This is a genomic window from Paenibacillus abyssi (assembly GCF_014640295.1).
Taxonomy (GTDB): Bacteria; Bacillota; Bacilli; order Paenibacillales; family Paenibacillaceae; genus Paenibacillus_D; species Paenibacillus_D abyssi.
In genome coordinates this window covers 1-19,052 of sequence record NZ_BMGR01000009.1, presented here as the reverse complement: position 1 = coordinate 19,052, position 19,052 = coordinate 1, and the positions used below count along the sequence as shown (strand labels likewise).

Genomic DNA, 19,052 nt, shown 5'->3' with positions numbered 1-19,052 from the left:
TGACGTCAGGCAGCCTCTTACGCATATTAAAATGCCATCCGATAAAGCGGGAGTACAGTAGAGAACGTCTCTTCAATCGTCGAGACCAGCTTCTCGCCGTCCAGGAGCAGTGGATCATGGCGATCAACAATCAGGCCGCACAGCGCTTCCGACGCTTTGACGGTTTTCAACCGGTTCAGCAGCCCTTTAAGATCGTCGCTTTTCATCTCACCGTGCGGGGTCCCGCCAGGCACCATATGGTCGCTTGACCATACATAATGTGCAGGCACCAGTCTGCGGATTTCGTTCAATCTGCTTAACGCGTGGTCCGCAAAAACGGATTTATTGTTCGATTCATAAATGATCGCAAATTGTATAAAGAGATGCGATTCGAAAAGGCCGATTTGAAAGTGGGGATGCGCTTTGTAACCGCGCTTGTTGTTGGCAAAAGCAACCCAAGTATCGTTAGGCGGATTGATGGTGCGCCTGGCATGCTTGGCTACATGGGGGTACATCTCTTCTCCGCATAAAACAGACAAGGTTGGCGCCATTCGTTCCCCGAGCTGATGAAGCTTGGGACGCACGTTATCGATCAGCGCAGACATCCGCGGTTCCAATCCAGGGATGGCGAATACGTCAAAGTCGGTTTGTGTAAAGCCTTCAAAAGGTATTGTATTGATTGTTGTCATGATGGCATTTCCTCCGTCGAATATAATCTTGTCCATTATAACACAGCCGGCTGGAAGAAATGACTTTCGTCAACTTTCATTATTGACGCAAATATGTCAGGCTCAAGCAACTTTTTAATGAAAAGCTTCGTATAATTAGCAATCGCTCCCCTATTCTCTTTCCCATGGTTTGGACAAGCGAAATAAAGTTTAAAAATAGTCAATAAACCAAGTTGCCAGAACATAAGATGAAGTATAAGATAGAAGTAAGGTTTAATTGTCAGAACATTTCGTCAATATAATCAGACAGGCGGAGGACGACAATGAGATCTATGAACATGGGGAGGGATTGCCGTGAATAAAAGCTATGAAGTAGAATATTGCAATTTGGAGCTGCGCTTCGATCGGCGGCAAATCCAGAATCTCATCCGAGACTTGATTCACGAAGGTTATTCACTGTATTGGAGTGAGACGGATGCCCATTTCCTAATTTCCATTCGTACGGGTCGAAAGTTAGTCAAGCTGCGGTTTCAACGTATTAGAAGCCGTTACAAGATTGTAGGCGATTACACCATTAAAGACGAGAAGTTGTCCGAACTAATTGAAAAGCTGATTAATGACACTCGCGGCCATGCAGTTGTGAAACGAATCAAGGATCGTCAGATTGTTATCGAAAGCATTATGTTTGGGGAAATCATACGACTTGTGGAGGTGTCAGGGATGGAGCACAAAATCATCTATCAACGGAAGCCATTTGTCACAACAGAAGAAATGATACAAGCTTTTCAATCTAAAAGGGCCGAAGAGCGGGCGGCGGTTCTCCGGTTGGAACTCGATTATGAGCTGTCGGTGCTGCATGAAGCATTGACGAATGAGTGCGAGCCCGATATCCTCGCCTCCAAAGAGAGGTTGGCATCGCTGCGCGTAGAAATGCTGCAGCTCGAATTATGAGAGAGAGGGAATTGAATAGATGACAAGGTCCAGTTGAGGATGTTTCCGCAGAAAGAGGCGGGAGCATCCTCATTTGAATTTAATTCACAAATGAAATTTTGATGAAAAAGTTGCATTGGCGCTTATGCTGATCTAGAATGAGAAAAACTCATCGTCATTTTTGGCGCAGGTAGTTTTCTTCTCTGAGCAAAAAGAGTAAAATAGGTGTATTGTGTCATGGCAAAAAAAATAATGAATGAAAAGGGATGGAAGAACAAAATGTCAAAACAGCAAATTGGCGTCATCGGATTAGCCGTCATGGGCAAGAATCTTGCCCTTAACATTGAGAGCAGAGGATTTACGGTTTCGGTATATAACCGCTCCCGCGAGAAAACCGATGATCTGATGAAGGAAGCAGCAGGCAAGAACCTAGTTCCGGCCTATTCGATTGAGGAATTCGTGCAATCGCTCGAAACACCGCGCAAAATTTTGATCATGGTGCAAGCAGGGGCGGGCACAGATGCTACAATTGACTCCCTTGTGCCGCATTTGGCCGAAGGGGATATCATTATCGACGGCGGTAACGCTTATTTCCCGGATACCCAGCGCCGCAGCAAAGATCTCGAAGCCAAAGGTTTCCGTTTCATTGGTACAGGTGTTTCGGGCGGCGAAGAAGGCGCACTGAATGGTCCTTCCATCATGCCAGGCGGCCAAGAGTCAGCTTATGAACTCGTCAAACCGATCCTTACAGCGATTTCCGCTAAGGTTAACGGAGAACCTTGCTGCACGTATATCGGACCGGATGGTGCCGGCCACTACGTGAAAATGGTACATAACGGCATCGAGTATGGTGACATGCAGTTGATTTGTGAAGCTTATCATCTCTTGAAATCCGTGCTCGGCGTTTCAACTGAAGAACTGCATGAAATTTTCACTGAATGGAACAAAGGGGAACTCGACAGCTACCTGATCGAGATTACAGCTGATATTTTCTCCAAATACGATCCGGAAACGAAAAAGCCTATGGTTGATGTTATTCTTGACTCGGCAGGACAAAAGGGTACCGGTAAATGGACAAGCCAAAGCTCGCTTGATTTGGGCGTTCCTTTGTCGATCATTACGGAGTCGGTGTTCTCCCGGTTCTTGTCCGCTATGAAAGAAGAGCGCGTTGCAGCAAGCAAGCTGCTGAAAGGGCCGCAGACAACTCCGTATCAAGGTGATAAAGCGGCATTTATCGAAGCGGTTCGCAAAGCGCTGTTCGCAAGCAAAATTTGTTCTTACGCACAAGGGTTCGCCCAAATGCGCGCAGCTTCCGATGAGTATGGCTGGAACCTGCGTTATGGCGATATCGCGATGATCTTCCGCGGCGGTTGCATTATCCGTGCGGGCTTCCTGCAAAATATCAAGGACGCTTATGATCGTGATCCGGAACTGCGCAACCTGCTTCTTGATAGCTACTTCCAAGAAATCGTCGAATCTTATCAAGGCGCATGGCGTGAAGTTGTGTCCACAGCGGTAGCGAGCGGTATTCCAGTACCAGCGTTCTCCAGCGCGCTTTCCTACTATGACAGCTACCGTACCGAGCGTTTGCCGGCTAACCTGCTGCAAGCACAGCGTGATTACTTCGGTGCGCATACGTTCAAGCGTTTGGACAAAGAAGGCACATTCCACTTCAATTGGCTCGATTAAGAGACTAGCTGGTCGACCTGCTTATCCCATGCACAGCTTCGGCTAGCGTGGCGCGTAAGCGATTAGTCTCATGATCATAGCCGAGGCGATGATGAATCAAGAACATGGCGGCCTCGGCAAAGCAATGAAAGCTCTTCAATAACCGTGGCTGCGACAGACCAAGCAAGCTTGGATCTTCGTCGGCCACCTTTTTTTTGATCCATTCCAGTACCCATATGACATCGGATTTGCTCAATGGATGAGCCGGATCAAGAATCCGGCGTATTTTCTGTTCGGCTGGATCGGATGAGGGGTTAGCGGACATGTGGGGTTCACTCCTTAGAATAGATGTTCTGCAATTTATGTAGTATTATCATCCATACGGCAAAGTGGTCTTTTTTATACCTCTTGTTTCAATTGTTCCTCCATTGTCCGCACTTTCCGGGCTGTGGTATGATGTGGATGGAGATTCCTTCATAATCGGCATGTAAAGGTAATGAGTTTTTAATGATTGAAATAAGAAGGTGTTACGGTGTCTAAAGCAAAAAATGCAATAGTCCTTGTAGGGTTCATGGGTACCGGCAAATCATCGGTAAGCAAACTGTTATCGGAGCGGCTGGGATTTATGCGTGTCGACTTAGATGATGAGATCGAGAAGTTTGAAGGCCGTAAAATCAGTGATATCTTCACGGAATCAGGAGAGCCGGCTTTTCGGGAGATTGAGTGTAAGGTGCTTGCTTCTATTCTAATGAACGGTGAACGTAAGATCATCGCGACCGGAGGCGGCGCAGTTTTGAATCCCCATAATCGTGATCTTATGCTCACGCACGGCTGGGTTGTTTCACTTACAGCCGACGCCCGGCATATTATTGAGAGGGTCCGCAACGATCATTCCCGTCCGCTGCTGCAGGGCGGTGTTGAAGAACGGGTTAACAAGCTGCTGGAGCAGCGCAAGCATGCGTATGATTTTGCTGATTTTTCAGTGGATACGTCCCGGATGACTACAGAGGAAGTTGCTGACTGTATCATTCGGCAATGGGAGGAGCATGCGTGAGAACGATTCTGGCCGTCGCTGCGGCAGGCGCTATGGGAGCTGCTGCGCGATTTGGCATCGGGACATGGCTCATGCCCGGGGAAACGGGATTGTTTCCGTGGGCGACCTTCGTATGCAACTGCTTGGGCAGCTTTGCACTTGGCTCGTGGTTGGGCTACTGCGCCCGCAGGCCTTCGGTTCCAAATTCTTGGAAGGAAGCGGTAGGAACCGGATTTATAGGGGCGTTTACCACCTTTTCCGCATTCAGTGCTGAAACGATCGAATTGCTCCGCCACGACTATGCTGGTACAGCCATGATATACATAATTGCTTCGTTTGTTGGCGGAATACTAATGGCCTGGCTGGGACTGAGCCTCTCCCGTCTTGGGGGTGCGCGGAATGGTTGACCTATTGATGGTGGCAATAGGCGGAGCGGTCGGCGCAGCAGCGCGTTATGCAGTTGGACAAGCGATTGCCCGGCGCACATCCGATACATATTATGCCACGCTAATCGTGAATTTGTCCGGTTCACTGCTGCTTGGTATGATGGTAGGAGCTTCTCTTCAGGTTGAACAGCAGGCCCTCTATGCATTATTGGGCATTGGATTGATTGGGGGCTTCACTACCTATTCTACGCTTATGGTACAGACTGTGATGATGGCACAGCAGCGCAGTTACCGCTCCTTGCTATTATATTTGATGTACACATTCGCCGGCGGACTGCTGCTTGCCGGCATAGGGTTTTCAATGATGATCTGATGATAAAAGGAGAGATTGTTGATGGACGTTATCGTAACGCCGACACCAAGATTGCAGGGTGAAATTCAAGCTTTGTCTTCTAAAAATTACACGACCCGTTATTTGCTGGTAGCCGCTTTGGCAGAAGGAACCAGCACGATCTATTACCCGGCGCACAGTGAGGATAGCGATGCCATGCGCCGTTGTATTCGCGATCTGGGCGCCATTGTGGAGGAGGATGACGAGAAAATCGTCATTACAGGCTTCGGTTCCAACCCGAAACCGATTAACGAACTTAATGTCGGCAATGCCGGAGCGGTGCTGCGGTTCCTGATGGCGATTGCTGCTCTTTGCCCGGATGTTACCTTCTTGAATGTATACCCGGATTCGTTAGGAAAGCGTCCTCACAATGACCTCATTGATTCACTGCAGCAAATGGGCGTTGAGATCGATCATCAAGAAGGCAAACTGCCGATTACGATTCGCGGCGGCCAGCCTAAAGGCGGTAAAATTCAAGTTTCGGGCAATGTCAGCTCGCAGTTCCTTAGTGCGCTGCTTTTCCTGACCCCGCTGCTTAAGGAAGACAGTGAGATCGAGGTGCAACACGATCTGAAATCCAAGGTTGTTATCGGCCAAACTTTGGAGGTGCTGCAGCAGGCAGGCATCGTTATTCATGCCAGCGACGATCTCATGCACTATAAAGTGCCGGGTAATCAGCGTTATGAAGCGAAAAATTACGTTGTTCAGGGTGATTACCCCGGATCTGCAGCAGTATTAGCAGCAGCAGCGGTGACCCAATCCGATGTGACCATCCACCGGCTTGAGGAGAACAGCAAGCAGGGCGAGCGTGCGATCATTGATGTGCTTCGCATGATGAATGTACCGCTTACGCACAATAATGGTATAGTCCATGTTCAGGGTAACGGTAAGCTCAAGGCAGTGGAATTTGACGGCGACGCGGCTACAGATGCAGTGCTCGCCATGGTTGCTGCCGCAGTATTTGCGGAAGGGACATCCCGTTTTTACAACGTGGAAAACTTGCGGTACAAAGAATGTGACCGGATTACCGACTATTTGAATGAGCTGCGCAAGGCCGGCGCTAATGTCGAGGAAAGACAGAGCGAAATTATCGTCCACGGACGCCCTGAGGGCGTTGAGGGCGGTGTAGAGATCGATGCGCATTATGATCATCGGGTCATTATGGCTTTAACCGTTGTCGGGTTGCGTGCGAAAGCGCCGATTCGGATCCGCGATGCGCATCATGTAGCCAAGTCTTATCCGATTTATTTCGATCATTTGAAAGCGCTCGGCGCTGCGGTCGAGTGGGTTGAATCCAACTAAGGAGGCGTTACCATGGCTTATCAACAACCGTCAAGAGATGAGATCAAAAGGATATTGGAGCAATCGGAGACGATAGCTGTCGTTGGATTGTCCGATAAACCGGACCGTACTTCCTATATGGTATCGGAAGCGATGAAGTCTAAAGGCTATCGGATCGTTCCCGTCAATCCGAACGCGGAGCAGATTTTGGGAGAAAAATGTTATGCTTCCTTAAAGGATATCCCTTTCCCGGTCGATATTGTCAATGTCTTTCGGCGAAGCGAGCATTGTCCCCCAGTAGCCGAGGAAGCGGTAGCGATCGGCGCTAAGGTGCTCTGGCTTCAGCTGGGCGTTATTAGCGAGGAATCGGCTCGAATCGCATCAGAAGGCGGCTTGGAAGTCATCATGGACCGCTGTATCAAGGTAGAGGACTCAATCCTGCTTCCTGGTGGAAAATCCAAATCCTGAGCAGGATAAAACGTCTGATGTTCTCCCAAACTAAGAGTGGCTTCAGGAACGGGCTGAATGGCCGTTGTGAAGACTACAAAAAGACCCATTCTTAGGAGGACAAGACGGAATGTACAATCAACAAGGATCTTTTCAAGCGCAGTCTCAGTCGTCTTTTAACCAATCCAACAGATATCAGCCTGCCGGGTACGTACAGTCTTATTATCAAGGTCAAATGAGACAAGGCGGGGGCATTTCGGCTCAAAATACCGGTCCTGTTATCTCGAAAATCGGTTACCAAGCGGCTCCTCAGCAAAGCTACGCTTCTTCCGGGTCTTATGGGCAACAACAAGGAATGATGAACAGCTTTACAAACGCCCAGACTCAACAGCAGCAGCCGGTTATTTCGCATCTGGGCGGTTACACAGCCAACCAGCAGCAAAATTTTGCCCGTAATCCTGTCATCTCCCATCTTGGCACTACCGCAGGTCAAGACTTCGGGCAGTATAACCAATACAATCAATCCCAGCCGATGACATCGAATATGGGATATCAAGCAAGCGGCAATATGGACATGGGAATGCAAAACAACTACGGTCAGCATCCTGTGTACCAAGCCACCAACTCTAAAAACCAAGATGGTCCGGTTTATGCGCAAGTAGGGTATCAAGCCGGCACATCCAATCAACAATACGGGCAAAATAATATGAACCGGTTTTAATTAATTAAACAGCCACTCAGAATACGGCGGACCTTCGCGGTCCGTCGTTTTACTTTGACAAAATGAGGGCAAACGCTTACCATTCTAATAGACGTGACATCGGAAGATGAGGGGGGAGCGAAGCGTTGAATTTAATGGGTAATTTGCAGCAGCTTGGACGAGCATTAATGCTGCCGATGATTGTACTGCCGGCAGCGGCAGTGTTTTTAAGTTTAAGCCAGTTGCCCTGGGCATTGCTCGGCTTGCCTGACTTGTCCGGCCATTTGAATACGGCCGGTCATTCCTTGTTTATTTTCCTTCCCTATTTGTTTGCGCTCGGAGTTGCGCTCGGACTGACAAACAATGCGGGAGCGGCCGGAATTGCGTCGCTAGCGGGGATGTTCATTTATACAGGCATTACGGACAGGTTAAGTGATGTTCCGATCCAGCCAACTGCAATGATCGGCGTGTTGATCGGTATCATATCAGGCTATTGTTATGACCGATTCAAAGAGATCAAGCTTCCGGAATATATCCAATTTTTTGGGGGGCCAAGGTTTGTTCCTTTGTTCGTCAGCTTTATTTCTGTTCTGTTTTCGATACTAATGATTTCGATTGCGCCTTCCATACAAGAGGGCTTGCATCAATTAGGGGATATTGTATCCTCAGCAGGGGGATTTGGTGTCTTTTTATTTGGCTTCGTGCTTCGTATTCTTGTCGTATTCGGGCTTCATCATCTGGTCAGCCATGTATTCTGGTTTCAGGTTGGCGGTTATGAATTGGACGGCTCTCATATCGTATATGGCGATTTGCCGCGGTTTTTTGCCGGTGATCCGACGGCAGGCGCATTTATGGCAGGGTTGTATCCTACAATGATGTTTGCCCTTCCGGCGATCGCTTTTGCGATCATACAAGAAGCCCGTGAGGATCTTAAGCCGCAAATTCGCAAGACTTTCTTATCCGCTGCGCTTGCCTCTTTCTTAACAGGGGTTACTGAGCCTATCGAATTTGCTTTTTTATTTGTAGCTCCGTTCTTGTTTGTCGTGCATGCGGTTCTATCCGGCCTTATCATGTGGATAACGTATGAGCTCGGCATCTTACACGGATTTTCATTCTCTGCCGGGGCGATCGATTATGTCATCAATGCCCATTTGGCAACCAGGGGCTGGCTGCTGCTGCCGATTGGATTGGTGTTTGGAATTCTTTATTATGTCTTGTTCCGGTGGGCCATTCGCCGTTTCCGTATCCCGACACCCGGCCGGGAGGAAGGCTCACAGCTCGATGAGTGGGCAGGTGACATTCCTTATCGTGCACCGCTTATACTGCAAGCGATCGGGGGCAAACAAAATATTGTCCAGATGGAGGCATGCATTACGCGCCTGCGCCTTAAGCTATCCAATGACAAGCTGCTTGATATCAACGCGCTGCGCAATTTGGGTGCAGCCGGCGTAATCAGGCTTGGCGGCGGCAATGTGCAGGTCGTGTTCGGCACGTTCTCCGAGTTAATTCGCGAGGAAATCATGAAATCGCTCAAGCGTGATCTCGCTCAAGTGCTGTTCAGTTCGCCTATGCAGGGCAGAATGATGCCGCTTGAGGATGTTCCTGATCCGATCTTTGCGGGTAAATTAGTTGGACAAGGCGTCGCTTTCATGCCGGATCGGGGTGAGCTTGTATCGCCGGTTAAAGGAAAGATCATTCATATCTACCCGACGATGCATGCGATCGGAATTCAGACGCCGGAAGGACTAGAGGTTCTGCTGCATATCGGTATTGATACTTCTCAGCTTACAGGCTGCTTCAATGCGGTCGTTAAAGAGGGCGACGAAGTGAAGCCGGGACAGCTCTTGATCCGATTTGATCTCCAGCGTGTGCGCAAAGGCAGTAAATCACTCGCAACGCCTATGGTAATTTCAAATCCGGATATGGTTCGATCCTGGAGCTACGCGCCATTTAAGGCCGTTAAAAAGGGCCAGGCATCGGTCATGTCGGTTGTCTTGAAAGAGAGAAAAGGTGGAGGGGAAAGTTAATGATCCAAGGGATAGGAGCGTCTGCCGGGATTGCGATGGGAAAAGCTTTCGTGCTTCCGAATTGGGAGTGGGATGTACCGGAGCAAAAAATCGATGTGGCTGATTTGGCCAAGGAATTTGACCGTCTATACGAGGGGATCAAAACCTCGAAATTTGAGATTGAACAAATAAAAGGCGAGCTTCGTGATATGGTGGGTACGGAGGAAAGCCATATTTTTGATGCGCACTTGGCTATACTTGATGATCCGGTGTTCATGAATGAGGTTCAGGGAATTATTCAGCGCCAATACAAGGTGGCAGAGGTCGCTGTCAAGGAAGCGATCGACCATTTTGTCACCATGTTTGACCTGCTCGACGACGAGTATATGAAAGAGCGGGCGCTTGATATTAAAGACGTAGGCAACAGGCTGTTGAAGCATTTGCTGGGCGCGCCGGAGATTACACTGCCGATGGATACACAGCCGTTCATATTAGTGGCCAAGGAGCTGTCTCCTTCCCAATTAGCTCATCTGAATCCCAATCATGTGCTCGGCATCGTCACCTTGGCCGGGAGCACCACATCGCACTCCGCCATAATGGCGCGGGCGCTGGGCGTTCCTCTGGTCGTCGGCTTGGATACCAAGCTGGAAGACCCGATACAAACCGGAGATATGCTCATTATCGACGGGTCTACAGGGGTAGTGTTGATCGAACCAACCGAAGAGGTTGTTGACCGCTATACCCGCATCCAATCGGTACAGCTGGAGAAGAAGAAAGAACTGCATCAGCTTGCCGGGGTCAGTTCCGTTACCCCTGACGGCAAAGCGGTCCAATTGGCCGCTAATATCAGTTCCTTGAAGGAGCTGGAGGTCGCCAAGCCTGTCGGTGCGCATGGGGTCGGCTTGTTTCGGACAGAGTTCCTCTATATGGACCGTATCGGTTTTCCGGGGGAAGAGGAGCAGTTTGAGGTTTATCGCAGCGTGGCGGAGAAGCTGGGGGATCATCCGGTAATTATTCGAACGCTTGATATCGGAGGCGATAAACAGCTGGATTATTTTGAAATTCCGGAGGAGGAAAATCCGTTTCTGGGCTATCGCGCCATACGGATTTCATTGGACCGGAAGGATTTATTCAAGACCCAGCTGCGCGCCATCTTGCGTGCGAGCTATTACGGACAAGTCAAAATCATGTACCCGTTGATTTCGTCGGTTGAAGAGGTCCAAGCCGCGCAAGCGCTGCTTGGCCAGGCAAAGGAAGAGCTGCGGCAGGAAGAGCATCCGTTTAATGAAAACATAGAGGTCGGCATTATGATTGAGGTGCCTGCAGCTGCCATGATTGCGGACTTGCTTGCTGACGAAGTTGATTTCTTCAGCATCGGCACGAATGATTTAGTCCAGTTTGCACTTGCCGTAGACCGTATGAACGATCAAATCGCACATTTATACGAACCATATCACCCGGCTGTGCTGCGGCTTTTGAAAATGACGGTGGACGCCGCCAAGCGTAAAGGCATTCATGTCGGGGTATGCGGGGAGATGGCCGGGGATATGCGGGCGCTGCCGATCTGGCTTGGCCTGGATGTGGATGGGCTGAGCATGTCTTCTCATGCGATTCTGCAAGTGAAAGAGCGGCTGCTTTGTACAAGACAGGAAGACAGCCGCTCATTGCTGGAGGAGCTTCTGGCATGCCGGACAAGCGATGAAATCATCAAACAGCTGGATAGCTTTAAGCAGCAGATTGATGAGCAACGGCAGCACACCAACTTATGCGAACGTTCTTAGGCGCATGAACCCCAGTTATTTTGACAGGGCGTCCACGAACGCTTTGGCATAAGGCGGGAGATCGGGCGGACGTCTGGAAGAGATGATATTGCCGTCTACAACGACGGCTTCATCGATCCATTCCGCACCGGCATTTTCCATATCGTCACGGATACCCGGTGTTGAGGTGACGCGGCGCCCATTCAATATTTTGGCGGAGATAAGCACCCAGCCTGCATGGCAGATCTGGCCGATCGGTTTGTTGTCCGCATTCATTTCCTGTACAAGCTGCAATACTTTTGGATAACGGCGGAGCTTGTCCGGGGCCCAGCCTCCGGGAACAAGCAGACCGTCATGATCCTGGCTGTTTACTTCATCAAAGGAAAGGTCCGCTACCGCAGGAACGCCGTATTTACCGATATGTTTTTTGCCTTTTTCCGGGCCTGCATACAGGACGGTTGCACCTTCTTCACGCACGCGATAAACTGGATACCATAATTCCAAATCTTCAAACTCATCATCCAATAAACATATTACTGATTTGCCGGTTAAACGCATTATATTTCCTCCTGTGATCGAATTTGTTCTATGTTTATTGTAACGAAGGAGAAAAGATGAAGCAAACAAAGGTTAATAATCAGCAGTCTGTTCGCAGAGCCATCCGTTTTCTTCCCGTCATAACGTGGATGGGCGTGATCTTTTGGTCTTCTTCAAGGACGGGGGATCAACTGGATGCTGCGCTGCCATGGATACAGCAGTTGTTTCCGTATATGGTCAGCTTTAATTGGGGGCATTTTGTTTCTTATTTCATCCTGGCCTTATTATTTGACTTCGCAATTGGAAGGAAAGCAGACAAATGGAGGGTTAAAGGCCTGATTGTACTGCTGTGCTTTCTTTATGGGGTAACCGATGAATACCATCAAAAATTCGTGGAAGGCCGGATGTCCGATACTGCCGATCTGCGAAATGATACGATCGGGGCAGCATTAGCTGTCCTGTCCTTGAAGATACCGGCTGTTCGGCGTTTGTGGCGCAAAATTGCGCATTAGTTAAAAATTACTATGATGAAAACGCAGGAGAAATGGTGAAAGAGGTCGAATACCTTTATACAAGCTTTATTAGATGAAGGGGTGGACCATTTTGCATAAACAGTGTCCTTGCGGCGATGCAATGACCATGAAACTTCAGACGGTTATTTACTCGGGCAAAGTGGAGATCGACAACGTGCCTATTTTCTCATGCTCCTCCTGCAGCCGCAGCGAAGTATTTCCTGAGGTTAAACCGGATTTAACCGGATTGATCGAGCAGCTTGGATCCGAGCCGGACAAACAAACTTTTTTATTTAATGAATGGAATGAGTGGGCAGATCTACTGGTAGAGGTATGCGAGAAGCTGAAGCAGCCGGACGTTCACATTGTGGAGCAATTGATCGATGAGCGGATTAATAAGCTGCTCGACATGTATTTACTAGCCCAATCGCTTAATGATCCAGCATGGATGAATGATCTTGAGAAACGATTAATGCAAATAAGCAGAAGATCTATTCATACATAAGTTGGCTATGAATTGATAATAAGTAAAGAAAGATACACTTGGAGGTGCTTACATGACTGAGAAGATACACGCCCTTACTACAGTCGAGCAGTGGAATACAGCATTAGAGGGGGCGGCCGATAAGCCATTGCTCGTCTTTAAGCATAGCACTCGATGTTCCGTTAGTGCTGGCGCATATGACGAATTGATGAATTTTTTAGAGGACGCGAAGGGGCCAAAGTTTGATACGGCTATGGTGCTGGTTGTCGAAGACCGACCGGTCTCTAATGCTATCGAAGAGAGACTTAGCCTCAAGCATGCATCCCCGCAGGCTATTCTTATCGAGAACGGCAAAGTGATTTGGTCTGCTACGCATTGGAACATCACATATTCCTCTTTGGAAGAACAACTCAGCGAACATTGCGAAAAGTAAAAAATTGTCGTATCATTACTTTAATATGATTTCGGCCTGAGATGCAGCATTTTCTTTCAAAAAATATGAGTTAATTGGAGAGAAGGATCGTGACGGTAACCATTTATGATGTAGCAAGGGAAGCAGGCGTCTCCATGGCAACAGTTTCCCGCGTTGTGAACAACAATCCGAATGTAAAGCCTCAAACGCGGAAGAAAGTGTTTGAAGCCATAGAAAGATTAGGCTATCGTCCTAATGCGGTGGCAAGGGGCTTGGCGAGCAAGAAGACAACGACTGTCGGTGTTGTCATACCGGATATTTCGAATGCCATCTTTGCAGAGGTAGCAAGGGGTATTGAAGATATCGCGAATATGTATCATTACAATATTATTCTTTGTAATGCCGACAAAAAGAAGGAAAAAGAAATTCGCGTCATCAATACGCTGTTGGAGAAGCAAGTTGACGGATTGCTCTTCATGGGAGGCGCTGTAACGGACGAGCATATTCAAGCGTTCAAAACCGCAAATGTGCCGATTGTTTTGTGTGCGACGACGGATGAGCAGGGTACGATTCCTTCCGTGGATATCGACCACGAAGCAGCTGCCTTCGATGCGGTGAGTTCCCTTATTGCACAGGGTCACAAATCAATAGCGATGATCAGCGGAACGCTTCAGGATCCGGCAAACGGATATGCGCGATTCCAAGGTTATAAGCGTGCTTTAGAAACAGCGGGATTAGCTTATGATGAAGAATTGGTACGCGTAGGCAACTACCGTTATGAATCCGGCATCGAAGCAATGAAATATTTCCTTGAGTTGAACAATAAACCGACGGCTGTATTTGCCGCCACGGACGAAATGGCGATTGGCGCGATTCATGCAATTCAAGATTTCGGCTTGAAAGTTCCGGATGATATTTCAGTCATCAGCGTGGATAACAGCCGGATGGCATCTATGGTCAGACCACAGCTTACTACGGTTGCGCAGCCGATGTATGACATTGGCGCGGTATCGATGCGCCTTCTGACAAAGCTGATGAAGAAGGAAAACGTCGATCAGTCTAAGGTCGTACTGCCGCATGAGTTGATCTCTCGCCAGTCCGTCATCCAAGCTTAACACTTCATGCTAACGGATCATTCTAACAATCAAGGATTCATTATCAACAACGATAAAAGCTCCTTTAGGGGGCTTTTTCTCTTGCAAAGGAGCTGAACCTGTGACATTTAGTAAAATAGGCATTGTCGGCGCGATGGTTGAGGAAATTGAACTGCTGCACAAACATACAGACGTGACCAATACCATACATAAAGCGGGCATCACGTTTTATGAAGGGCGTTTTCATGACAAGGATATCATTTTTGGAAAATCGGGTGTAGGAAAAGTAAATGCGGCCGTATGCACGCAAGTGTTGATTGATATGGGGGTTGACTGCATCTTGTTTACCGGAGTTGCAGGAGCCCTCGATCCGGAGCTGGAGATCGGTGATATCGTCATTTCCACAAGCTGCTTGCAGCATGATATGGACGTGACTCCGCTCGGATTTGCGCGCGGCGTGATACCGTTCCAGGAGGTATCGGATTTCAACGCCGATCCTCGGTTGATCGAGCTTGCAGAGCAAGCGAGCGAGCGTCTGTTTAACGGGCGTTATCGCAAAGGGAAAATACTATCCGGGGATCAGTTTGTCGCTAGCCGTGAGACGGTGAAGGAGCTTTATGAGGACTTAGGCGGAACTTGTACGGAGATGGAAGGCGCGGCACTTGCACAGGTTTGTGCGATGAACGGGATTCCGTATGTTGTCATTCGTTCGATGTCGGACAAGGCGGACGGTTCCGCGCATGTGAATTTTGAGGAATTCACGGTGAAAGCTTCCGATCATTCCTACCGCATTATTGACGACATCATTTCTCGTATGTAGGATGCAAAGAATGCTCTGTATAACAAAGCCGTTGTCCGCCCGCTTAAGGGCTTGGCAACGGCTTTGTTTTTTTAGATATCCTGCAATGCAACTTTTTTGATCGCCTGGTTATTCGTTGTAATCTCGCTTCGTCGCGGCATGGGCTGCCAAGCTGCTGTATTGTCCAGCCACGTTGCCGGAAGGGGATCCGGGCTAAGCTGCGACCATTTCTTCACCCACTCGTCGGGAAGGGCCAGATGATGTCCTTCCTGATCCAATTGGCTTATAATCGGATGGCCGGACATTTCGAGCCACACTAATGACCAAGCTCTTGGAACGACACGCCAAATATCATAACCGCCGCCTCCCACAGCGATCCAACGGCCTTGTGTGTATTGATGGGCTAAGCGATGGATAATCGCCGGCATTTCACGGTAGATCTTCATGCTGCAGTGAATATGGGAGAGCGGATCAAATGCATGGGCATCACAGCCGTGTTGGCTGATAATGATGTCAGGCTTATGGGCTGCTGTTATTTTCTCAATACTCTCCGAGAAGCATTCCAGCCAAGAATCGTCCTCAGTGTATGGCTCCATCGGAAGATTAAAACAGGCGCCAAAGCCCAGTTCCACACCTTTCTCATGTACGAATCCTGTTCCTGGGAACAAGTATTTTCCTGTTTCGTGAATGGAATAGGTGCATACCTCGGGATCGTCGTAAAATGTCCATTGCACGCCATCCCCGTGGTGCACATCGGTATCGATATACAGAACCCGTGCTCCATATTTTTGGCGGATATGAGCGATGGCAACGGCTGCATCATTATACACGCAAAACCCGGAGCCATGATCGGGAAATGCGTGATGTAAGCCGCCCGCCATATGAAAGGCATGCTGCGTTTGTCCGGAAAGCACAGCTTCCGCTGCTTGAATGGATCCTCCGACAAGGATAGAGGCGGCTGCATGCATGCCATAAAAGTAGGGCGTATCTTCGCTTTGCAGCCCGTATTTCTGCGCTCGTTCTGTCCATCGATGGTCAGGGTTTTGCACGCTAAGCGCTTTAACAGCCTCTATATAATCGCTGCGATGAACCATTCGGAGTTGGCTGATATCCGCAGCTTGAGGCACGAGCATTTGATGATCTTCTAAAGCAGAAGACGCTTTCAATAGATCGATCGTCAGCGTCAAACGCTGGGGATTAAAAGGATGATGATCACTGAACCGGTATGTAGACGCTTCCGGATGATGAATAAATACAGCGTTTGCCGTCATGATTGTCGGCGGCCTCCTTCGGACAAGCTTTCTTCAAGAATCAATACATGAATCGTTGCCTAAAACGCACCCGATCGAATTGCTCAACAGATGAGAGCGGGACTTCTTTACCGATTCGGACCATGAGACAATTAGCAGGGTGGGAGCAAATTTCCGGATCGTCCGTAGCATACCAAACCATGCCCACCGATTGCATCAGCTTTTCCATCATGCTCCGATATTCCCACACATTTAATCCGCTTCCTTCCAAATCCCAGTGCCAATAATATTCAGTTGTGAAAATGATGACGTTCTCTAGCTGATCGTCAGCGAAGGCGTTCTGAATCATTCGTTTGCCAAGTCCCAGCGATCGATAACTATTGGCCACTTCAATCGCTCCGAGCTCGATCAGATCTTCCATTTCGGCTTCAGACCAGCGTTCCATTTCATCGGGATAATGAAAGGTCACATAGCCTACGATCATATCGCCATCCCGGGAGACGATGATGCGGCCCTCATCAAGGCCGGCAATTTCAATTAAAGCCTCATGCTGCTCTTTTGGTCTCCTGAATGCATCCAGGTCCGGATGCATGGACAATTGGGACAATTGCTCAGGCGGCACAGGCCCTTCAATAACGAGCTGAACGTTTTTATGACGCACAACCTGTACATGAACAGATTTCCGATGTTCCACCGCTTGTTCCCCTTCCTACCTTTACGCCGTTATTGAAATCGTAACAAAAAGTTGTCCTAAATGTAAAGCGGATAGGCGAAAGTCATGTCCTATGTTATAATAACATGGCGATTTCCTTTACATTCGTATAGCAAGCCCCTTTTGTAAGCGCCTTCGCGTAAGTTGTGCGTGAACAAAACAGATTCCTAGGAGGATGATCGGATGGAAAATCTTCATCAAGAGAGGGTTGCTGTGACCGCAGTGAATCCCAACATGCGCAGCTATGAGGAAACTTATTCATCGTTTCAGTTTGAAGAAGTGGAGAAACAGTTCTCCTGGTACGAAACCGGAAAAGTAAATATGGCTTATGAATTGATCGACCGTCATGTCCACAACGGCCTGAGCGACAAGATCGCGCTTTATTACAGCGATAACGCAAGGGATGAACAATACACGTTTGCGGATTTGAGCAAGCAATCGAACCGGTTTGCAAATGTACTGCGTAAGCTAGGGATTAACAAAGGAGAGCGCATCTTCATTTTCATGCCGAGGACACCTGAGCTCTACTTCAGCTTGTTAGGCTCACTAAAGGTCGGCGCAGTAGTCGGTCCATTGTTTGAAGCTTTCATGGAATCCGCGGTTAAAGATCGCCTGCTGGACAGCGAAGCCGTTGCGATCGTGACAACGCCTGCGCTGCTTGGACGGATTCCGCGCTCCGAGCTTCCGAGTCTGAAGCATATTATCGTATTTGGCGACGAAGTAGAGGCAGGAGAGGGAATCGTTAACTTTTCATCGGAAATGGCACAAGCTTCTGAGGAGGCGGAGATTGAGTGGCTGGGACGTGAAGACGGGCTCATCATTCATTATACTTCAGGTTCAACGGGGAAGCCGAAGGGCGTCTTTCATGTGCAAAATGCAATGATTCAGCATTATTATACAGGTAAAGTGGTATTGGATTTGAAGTCGGATGATATTTACTGGTGTACTGCCGATCCGGGTTGGGTGACAGGGACTTCTTACGGCATTTTTGCGCCATGGCTGAACGGGGCATCCAACGTGATTCGAGGGGGACGCTTCAGTCCGAGCGATTGGTACAATACGATCCAAAAGTATGGAGTTACGGTATGGTACAGCGCCCCTACAGCCTTCCGTATGCTCATGGGAGCAGGAGACGATACCGTTAAGCAGTTCGACCTCTCCAGTCTGCGCCATGTGCTAAGCGTGGGAGAGCCGCTCAATCCAGAGGTCGTTCGTTGGGGATTGAAGGTCTACAATCAGCGGATCCATGATACATGGTGGATGACTGAGACAGGCGGGCAGCTGATCTGCAACTATCCGAGCATGGAGATTAAACCGGGATCGATGGGCAAGCCGCTTCCGGGCGTTCAAGCAGCTATTATTGATGATAGCGGCAACGAGCTGCCCCCTTACCGGATGGGCAATCTTGCCATTCGCACACCATGGCCATCGATGATGAGAAAGATTTGGAATAATCCATCGAAATATGAAGAGTATTTCCGTTTGCAAGGCTGGTATGTTTCCGGAGATTCAGCCTATCAAGATGAAGATGGATATTTCTGGTTCCAAGGCCGTATAGATGATGTAATCAATACATCAGGTGAACGGGTAGGCCCATTCGAGGTAGAGAGCAAGCTCGTTGAGCATCCGGCTGTTGCGGAAGCGGGTGTCATCGGCAAGCCTGACCCGATGCGGGGAGAGATTATCAAAGCATTTATTTCCTTGCGGGAAGGCTATGAAGCATCGGAAGAGTTAAAGCAGGATATTTATAAGTTTGTAAAAGAAGGCCTCTCCGCGCACGCTGCGCCTCGTGAGATTGAGTTCAAAGACAAGCTGCCGAAGACTCGCAGCGGCAAAATCATGAGACGTGTTCTAAAGGCATGGGAGCTTAGCCTGCCGACTGGTGATTTATCTACGATAGAAGATTAATGGATTATACGGCAAAGCCCCCTGGATAGATTCATGAGGCCACTGAAAAAGTCCTTTAAACAAAGAAGGTACCGTCCCTCAAATACATTGAGAGA

Annotated in this window: 21 protein-coding genes; 16 read left to right on the top strand and 5 right to left on the bottom strand. The window is 48.7% G+C overall.

What is annotated here, in order from left to right; genetic code table 11:
- Nucleotides 1-26: 26 nt before the first annotated feature.
- Nucleotides 27-668, bottom strand: a complete 642-nt coding sequence (locus tag IEW11_RS13990; protein WP_229725285.1) for a YktB family protein — start codon at nucleotides 666-668, stop codon at nucleotides 27-29.
- 333 nt (nucleotides 669-1,001) lie between these two features.
- Between IEW11_RS13990 and IEW11_RS13985 the strand changes: the two genes are divergently transcribed.
- The gene (locus IEW11_RS13985; RefSeq protein WP_188531685.1) at nucleotides 1,002-1,598 is read left to right on the top strand and encodes a YkzI domain-containing protein; all 597 of its coding nucleotides are present in this window, start codon (nucleotides 1,002-1,004) and stop codon (nucleotides 1,596-1,598) included.
- Nucleotides 1,599-1,856: 258 nt separating this feature from the next.
- Nucleotides 1,857-3,266, top strand: coding sequence for an NADP-dependent phosphogluconate dehydrogenase (gene gnd / locus IEW11_RS13980; protein ID WP_188531898.1), 1,410 nt, complete (start codon nucleotides 1,857-1,859; stop codon nucleotides 3,264-3,266).
- A 4-nt stretch (nucleotides 3,267-3,270) separates the two neighbouring features.
- On the opposite strand, the gene IEW11_RS13975 is transcribed toward gnd, so the two are convergent.
- Nucleotides 3,271-3,570, bottom strand: coding sequence for a hypothetical protein (locus IEW11_RS13975; protein ID WP_188531684.1), 300 nt, complete (start codon nucleotides 3,568-3,570; stop codon nucleotides 3,271-3,273).
- 207 nt (nucleotides 3,571-3,777) lie between these two features.
- Here IEW11_RS13975 and IEW11_RS13970 point away from each other — a divergent pair, with 207 nt between their 5' ends.
- The 8 genes from IEW11_RS13970 to ptsP all read left to right on the top strand — a co-directional run bounded on the left by IEW11_RS13970 (nucleotide 3,778) and on the right by ptsP (nucleotide 11,270).
- A complete protein-coding gene (locus IEW11_RS13970) occupies nucleotides 3,778-4,299 on the top strand; it encodes a shikimate kinase (protein ID WP_188531683.1) in 522 nt (173 codons plus the stop codon).
- A complete protein-coding gene (gene crcB / locus IEW11_RS13965) occupies nucleotides 4,296-4,685 on the top strand; it encodes a fluoride efflux transporter CrcB (protein ID WP_188531682.1) in 390 nt (129 codons plus the stop codon). The genes IEW11_RS13970 and crcB overlap by 4 nt, the downstream gene beginning before the upstream one ends.
- On the top strand, nucleotides 4,678-5,037 hold the full coding sequence (locus IEW11_RS13960; protein WP_188531681.1) for a fluoride efflux transporter FluC: 360 nt from the start codon (nucleotides 4,678-4,680) through the stop codon (nucleotides 5,035-5,037). Before crcB ends, IEW11_RS13960 begins: the two co-directional genes overlap by 8 nt.
- A gap of 21 nt (nucleotides 5,038-5,058) precedes the next feature.
- Nucleotides 5,059-6,357 (top strand): 3-phosphoshikimate 1-carboxyvinyltransferase, encoded by a 1,299-nt coding sequence (gene aroA, locus IEW11_RS13955; protein WP_188531680.1) that lies wholly within the window; start codon nucleotides 5,059-5,061, stop codon nucleotides 6,355-6,357.
- A gap of 12 nt (nucleotides 6,358-6,369) precedes the next feature.
- Entirely contained in the window at nucleotides 6,370-6,804 is a 435-nt protein-coding gene (locus IEW11_RS13950) for a CoA-binding protein (RefSeq protein ID WP_188531679.1), read from the top strand.
- A gap of 109 nt (nucleotides 6,805-6,913) precedes the next feature.
- The gene (locus IEW11_RS13945; protein WP_188531678.1) at nucleotides 6,914-7,504 is read left to right on the top strand and encodes a hypothetical protein; all 591 of its coding nucleotides are present in this window, start codon (nucleotides 6,914-6,916) and stop codon (nucleotides 7,502-7,504) included.
- A gap of 125 nt (nucleotides 7,505-7,629) precedes the next feature.
- Nucleotides 7,630-9,510 carry a glucose PTS transporter subunit IIA gene (locus IEW11_RS13940; protein WP_188531677.1) on the top strand — a complete coding sequence of 627 codons (1,881 nt, stop codon included), beginning with the start codon at nucleotides 7,630-7,632 and terminating at the stop codon, nucleotides 9,508-9,510.
- Nucleotides 9,510-11,270 (top strand): phosphoenolpyruvate--protein phosphotransferase, encoded by a 1,761-nt coding sequence (gene ptsP, locus IEW11_RS13935; RefSeq protein WP_188531676.1) that lies wholly within the window; start codon nucleotides 9,510-9,512, stop codon nucleotides 11,268-11,270. The genes IEW11_RS13940 and ptsP overlap by 1 nt, the downstream gene beginning before the upstream one ends.
- Nucleotides 11,271-11,285: 15 nt before the next feature.
- On the opposite strand, the gene IEW11_RS13930 is transcribed toward ptsP, so the two are convergent.
- Nucleotides 11,286-11,807, bottom strand: a complete 522-nt coding sequence (locus IEW11_RS13930; protein ID WP_188531675.1) for a type 1 glutamine amidotransferase domain-containing protein — start codon at nucleotides 11,805-11,807, stop codon at nucleotides 11,286-11,288.
- A 56-nt stretch (nucleotides 11,808-11,863) separates the two neighbouring features.
- On the opposite strand from IEW11_RS13930, the gene IEW11_RS13925 reads away from it, so the two are divergent.
- The 5 genes from IEW11_RS13925 to IEW11_RS13905 all read left to right on the top strand — a co-directional run bounded on the left by IEW11_RS13925 (nucleotide 11,864) and on the right by IEW11_RS13905 (nucleotide 15,108).
- A complete protein-coding gene (locus IEW11_RS13925) occupies nucleotides 11,864-12,298 on the top strand; it encodes a VanZ family protein (protein WP_188531674.1) in 435 nt (144 codons plus the stop codon).
- A gap of 91 nt (nucleotides 12,299-12,389) precedes the next feature.
- Nucleotides 12,390-12,803, top strand: coding sequence for a hypothetical protein (locus tag IEW11_RS13920; RefSeq protein ID WP_188531673.1), 414 nt, complete (start codon nucleotides 12,390-12,392; stop codon nucleotides 12,801-12,803).
- Nucleotides 12,804-12,855: 52 nt separating this feature from the next.
- On the top strand, nucleotides 12,856-13,215 hold the full coding sequence (ytxJ, locus tag IEW11_RS13915; RefSeq protein WP_188531672.1) for a bacillithiol system redox-active protein YtxJ: 360 nt from the start codon (nucleotides 12,856-12,858) through the stop codon (nucleotides 13,213-13,215).
- Nucleotides 13,216-13,304: 89 nt separating this feature from the next.
- Nucleotides 13,305-14,309 carry a catabolite control protein A gene (gene ccpA, locus IEW11_RS13910; RefSeq protein ID WP_188531671.1) on the top strand — a complete coding sequence of 335 codons (1,005 nt, stop codon included), beginning with the start codon at nucleotides 13,305-13,307 and terminating at the stop codon, nucleotides 14,307-14,309.
- A 100-nt stretch (nucleotides 14,310-14,409) separates the two neighbouring features.
- A complete protein-coding gene (locus tag IEW11_RS13905; protein WP_188531670.1) occupies nucleotides 14,410-15,108 on the top strand; it encodes a 5'-methylthioadenosine/adenosylhomocysteine nucleosidase in 699 nt (232 codons plus the stop codon).
- A 71-nt stretch (nucleotides 15,109-15,179) separates the two neighbouring features.
- Here IEW11_RS13905 and IEW11_RS13900 read toward each other — a convergent pair whose 3' ends face one another.
- Both IEW11_RS13900 and IEW11_RS13895 read right to left on the bottom strand, forming a co-directional pair.
- Complete coding sequence (locus IEW11_RS13900; protein WP_188531669.1) at nucleotides 15,180-16,358, bottom strand: acetoin utilization protein AcuC; 1,179 nt, start codon at nucleotides 16,356-16,358, stop codon at nucleotides 15,180-15,182.
- A gap of 40 nt (nucleotides 16,359-16,398) precedes the next feature.
- A complete protein-coding gene (locus IEW11_RS13895) occupies nucleotides 16,399-17,031 on the bottom strand; it encodes a GNAT family N-acetyltransferase (protein ID WP_229725283.1) in 633 nt (210 codons plus the stop codon).
- Nucleotides 17,032-17,232: 201 nt separating this feature from the next.
- On the opposite strand from IEW11_RS13895, the gene acsA reads away from it, so the two are divergent.
- Nucleotides 17,233-18,957: an acetate--CoA ligase gene (gene acsA / locus IEW11_RS13890; protein ID WP_188531668.1), complete on the top strand. Its 1,725-nt coding sequence runs from the start codon at nucleotides 17,233-17,235 to the stop codon at nucleotides 18,955-18,957.
- Nucleotides 18,958-19,052 lie beyond the last annotated feature (95 nt).

What these genes read in the sequence shown, in the direction of transcription:
- IEW11_RS13960 (WP_188531681.1), top strand. Translation starts at nt 4,678, where the DNA reads ATGGTTGACCTATTGATGGTGGCAATAGGCGGAGCGGTCGGCGCAGCA.
- IEW11_RS13975 (WP_188531684.1), bottom strand. Translation starts at nt 3,570, where the DNA reads ATGTCCGCTAACCCCTCATCCGATCCAGCCGAACAGAAAATACGCCGG.
- IEW11_RS13990 (WP_229725285.1), bottom strand. Translation starts at nt 668, where the DNA reads ATGACAACAATCAATACAATACCTTTTGAAGGCTTTACACAAACCGAC.
- acsA (WP_188531668.1), top strand. Translation starts at nt 17,233, where the DNA reads ATGGAAAATCTTCATCAAGAGAGGGTTGCTGTGACCGCAGTGAATCCC.
- IEW11_RS13925 (WP_188531674.1), top strand. Translation starts at nt 11,864, where the DNA reads ATGAAGCAAACAAAGGTTAATAATCAGCAGTCTGTTCGCAGAGCCATC.
- ptsP (WP_188531676.1), top strand. Translation starts at nt 9,510, where the DNA reads ATGATCCAAGGGATAGGAGCGTCTGCCGGGATTGCGATGGGAAAAGCT.
- aroA (WP_188531680.1), top strand. Translation starts at nt 5,059, where the DNA reads ATGGACGTTATCGTAACGCCGACACCAAGATTGCAGGGTGAAATTCAA.
- IEW11_RS13900 (WP_188531669.1), bottom strand. Translation starts at nt 16,358, where the DNA reads ATGACGGCAAACGCTGTATTTATTCATCATCCGGAAGCGTCTACATAC.
- IEW11_RS13945 (WP_188531678.1), top strand. Translation starts at nt 6,914, where the DNA reads ATGTACAATCAACAAGGATCTTTTCAAGCGCAGTCTCAGTCGTCTTTT.
- gnd (WP_188531898.1), top strand. Translation starts at nt 1,857, where the DNA reads ATGTCAAAACAGCAAATTGGCGTCATCGGATTAGCCGTCATGGGCAAG.
- ytxJ (WP_188531672.1), top strand. Translation starts at nt 12,856, where the DNA reads ATGACTGAGAAGATACACGCCCTTACTACAGTCGAGCAGTGGAATACA.
- IEW11_RS13930 (WP_188531675.1), bottom strand. Translation starts at nt 11,807, where the DNA reads ATGCGTTTAACCGGCAAATCAGTAATATGTTTATTGGATGATGAGTTT.
- IEW11_RS13950 (WP_188531679.1), top strand. Translation starts at nt 6,370, where the DNA reads ATGGCTTATCAACAACCGTCAAGAGATGAGATCAAAAGGATATTGGAG.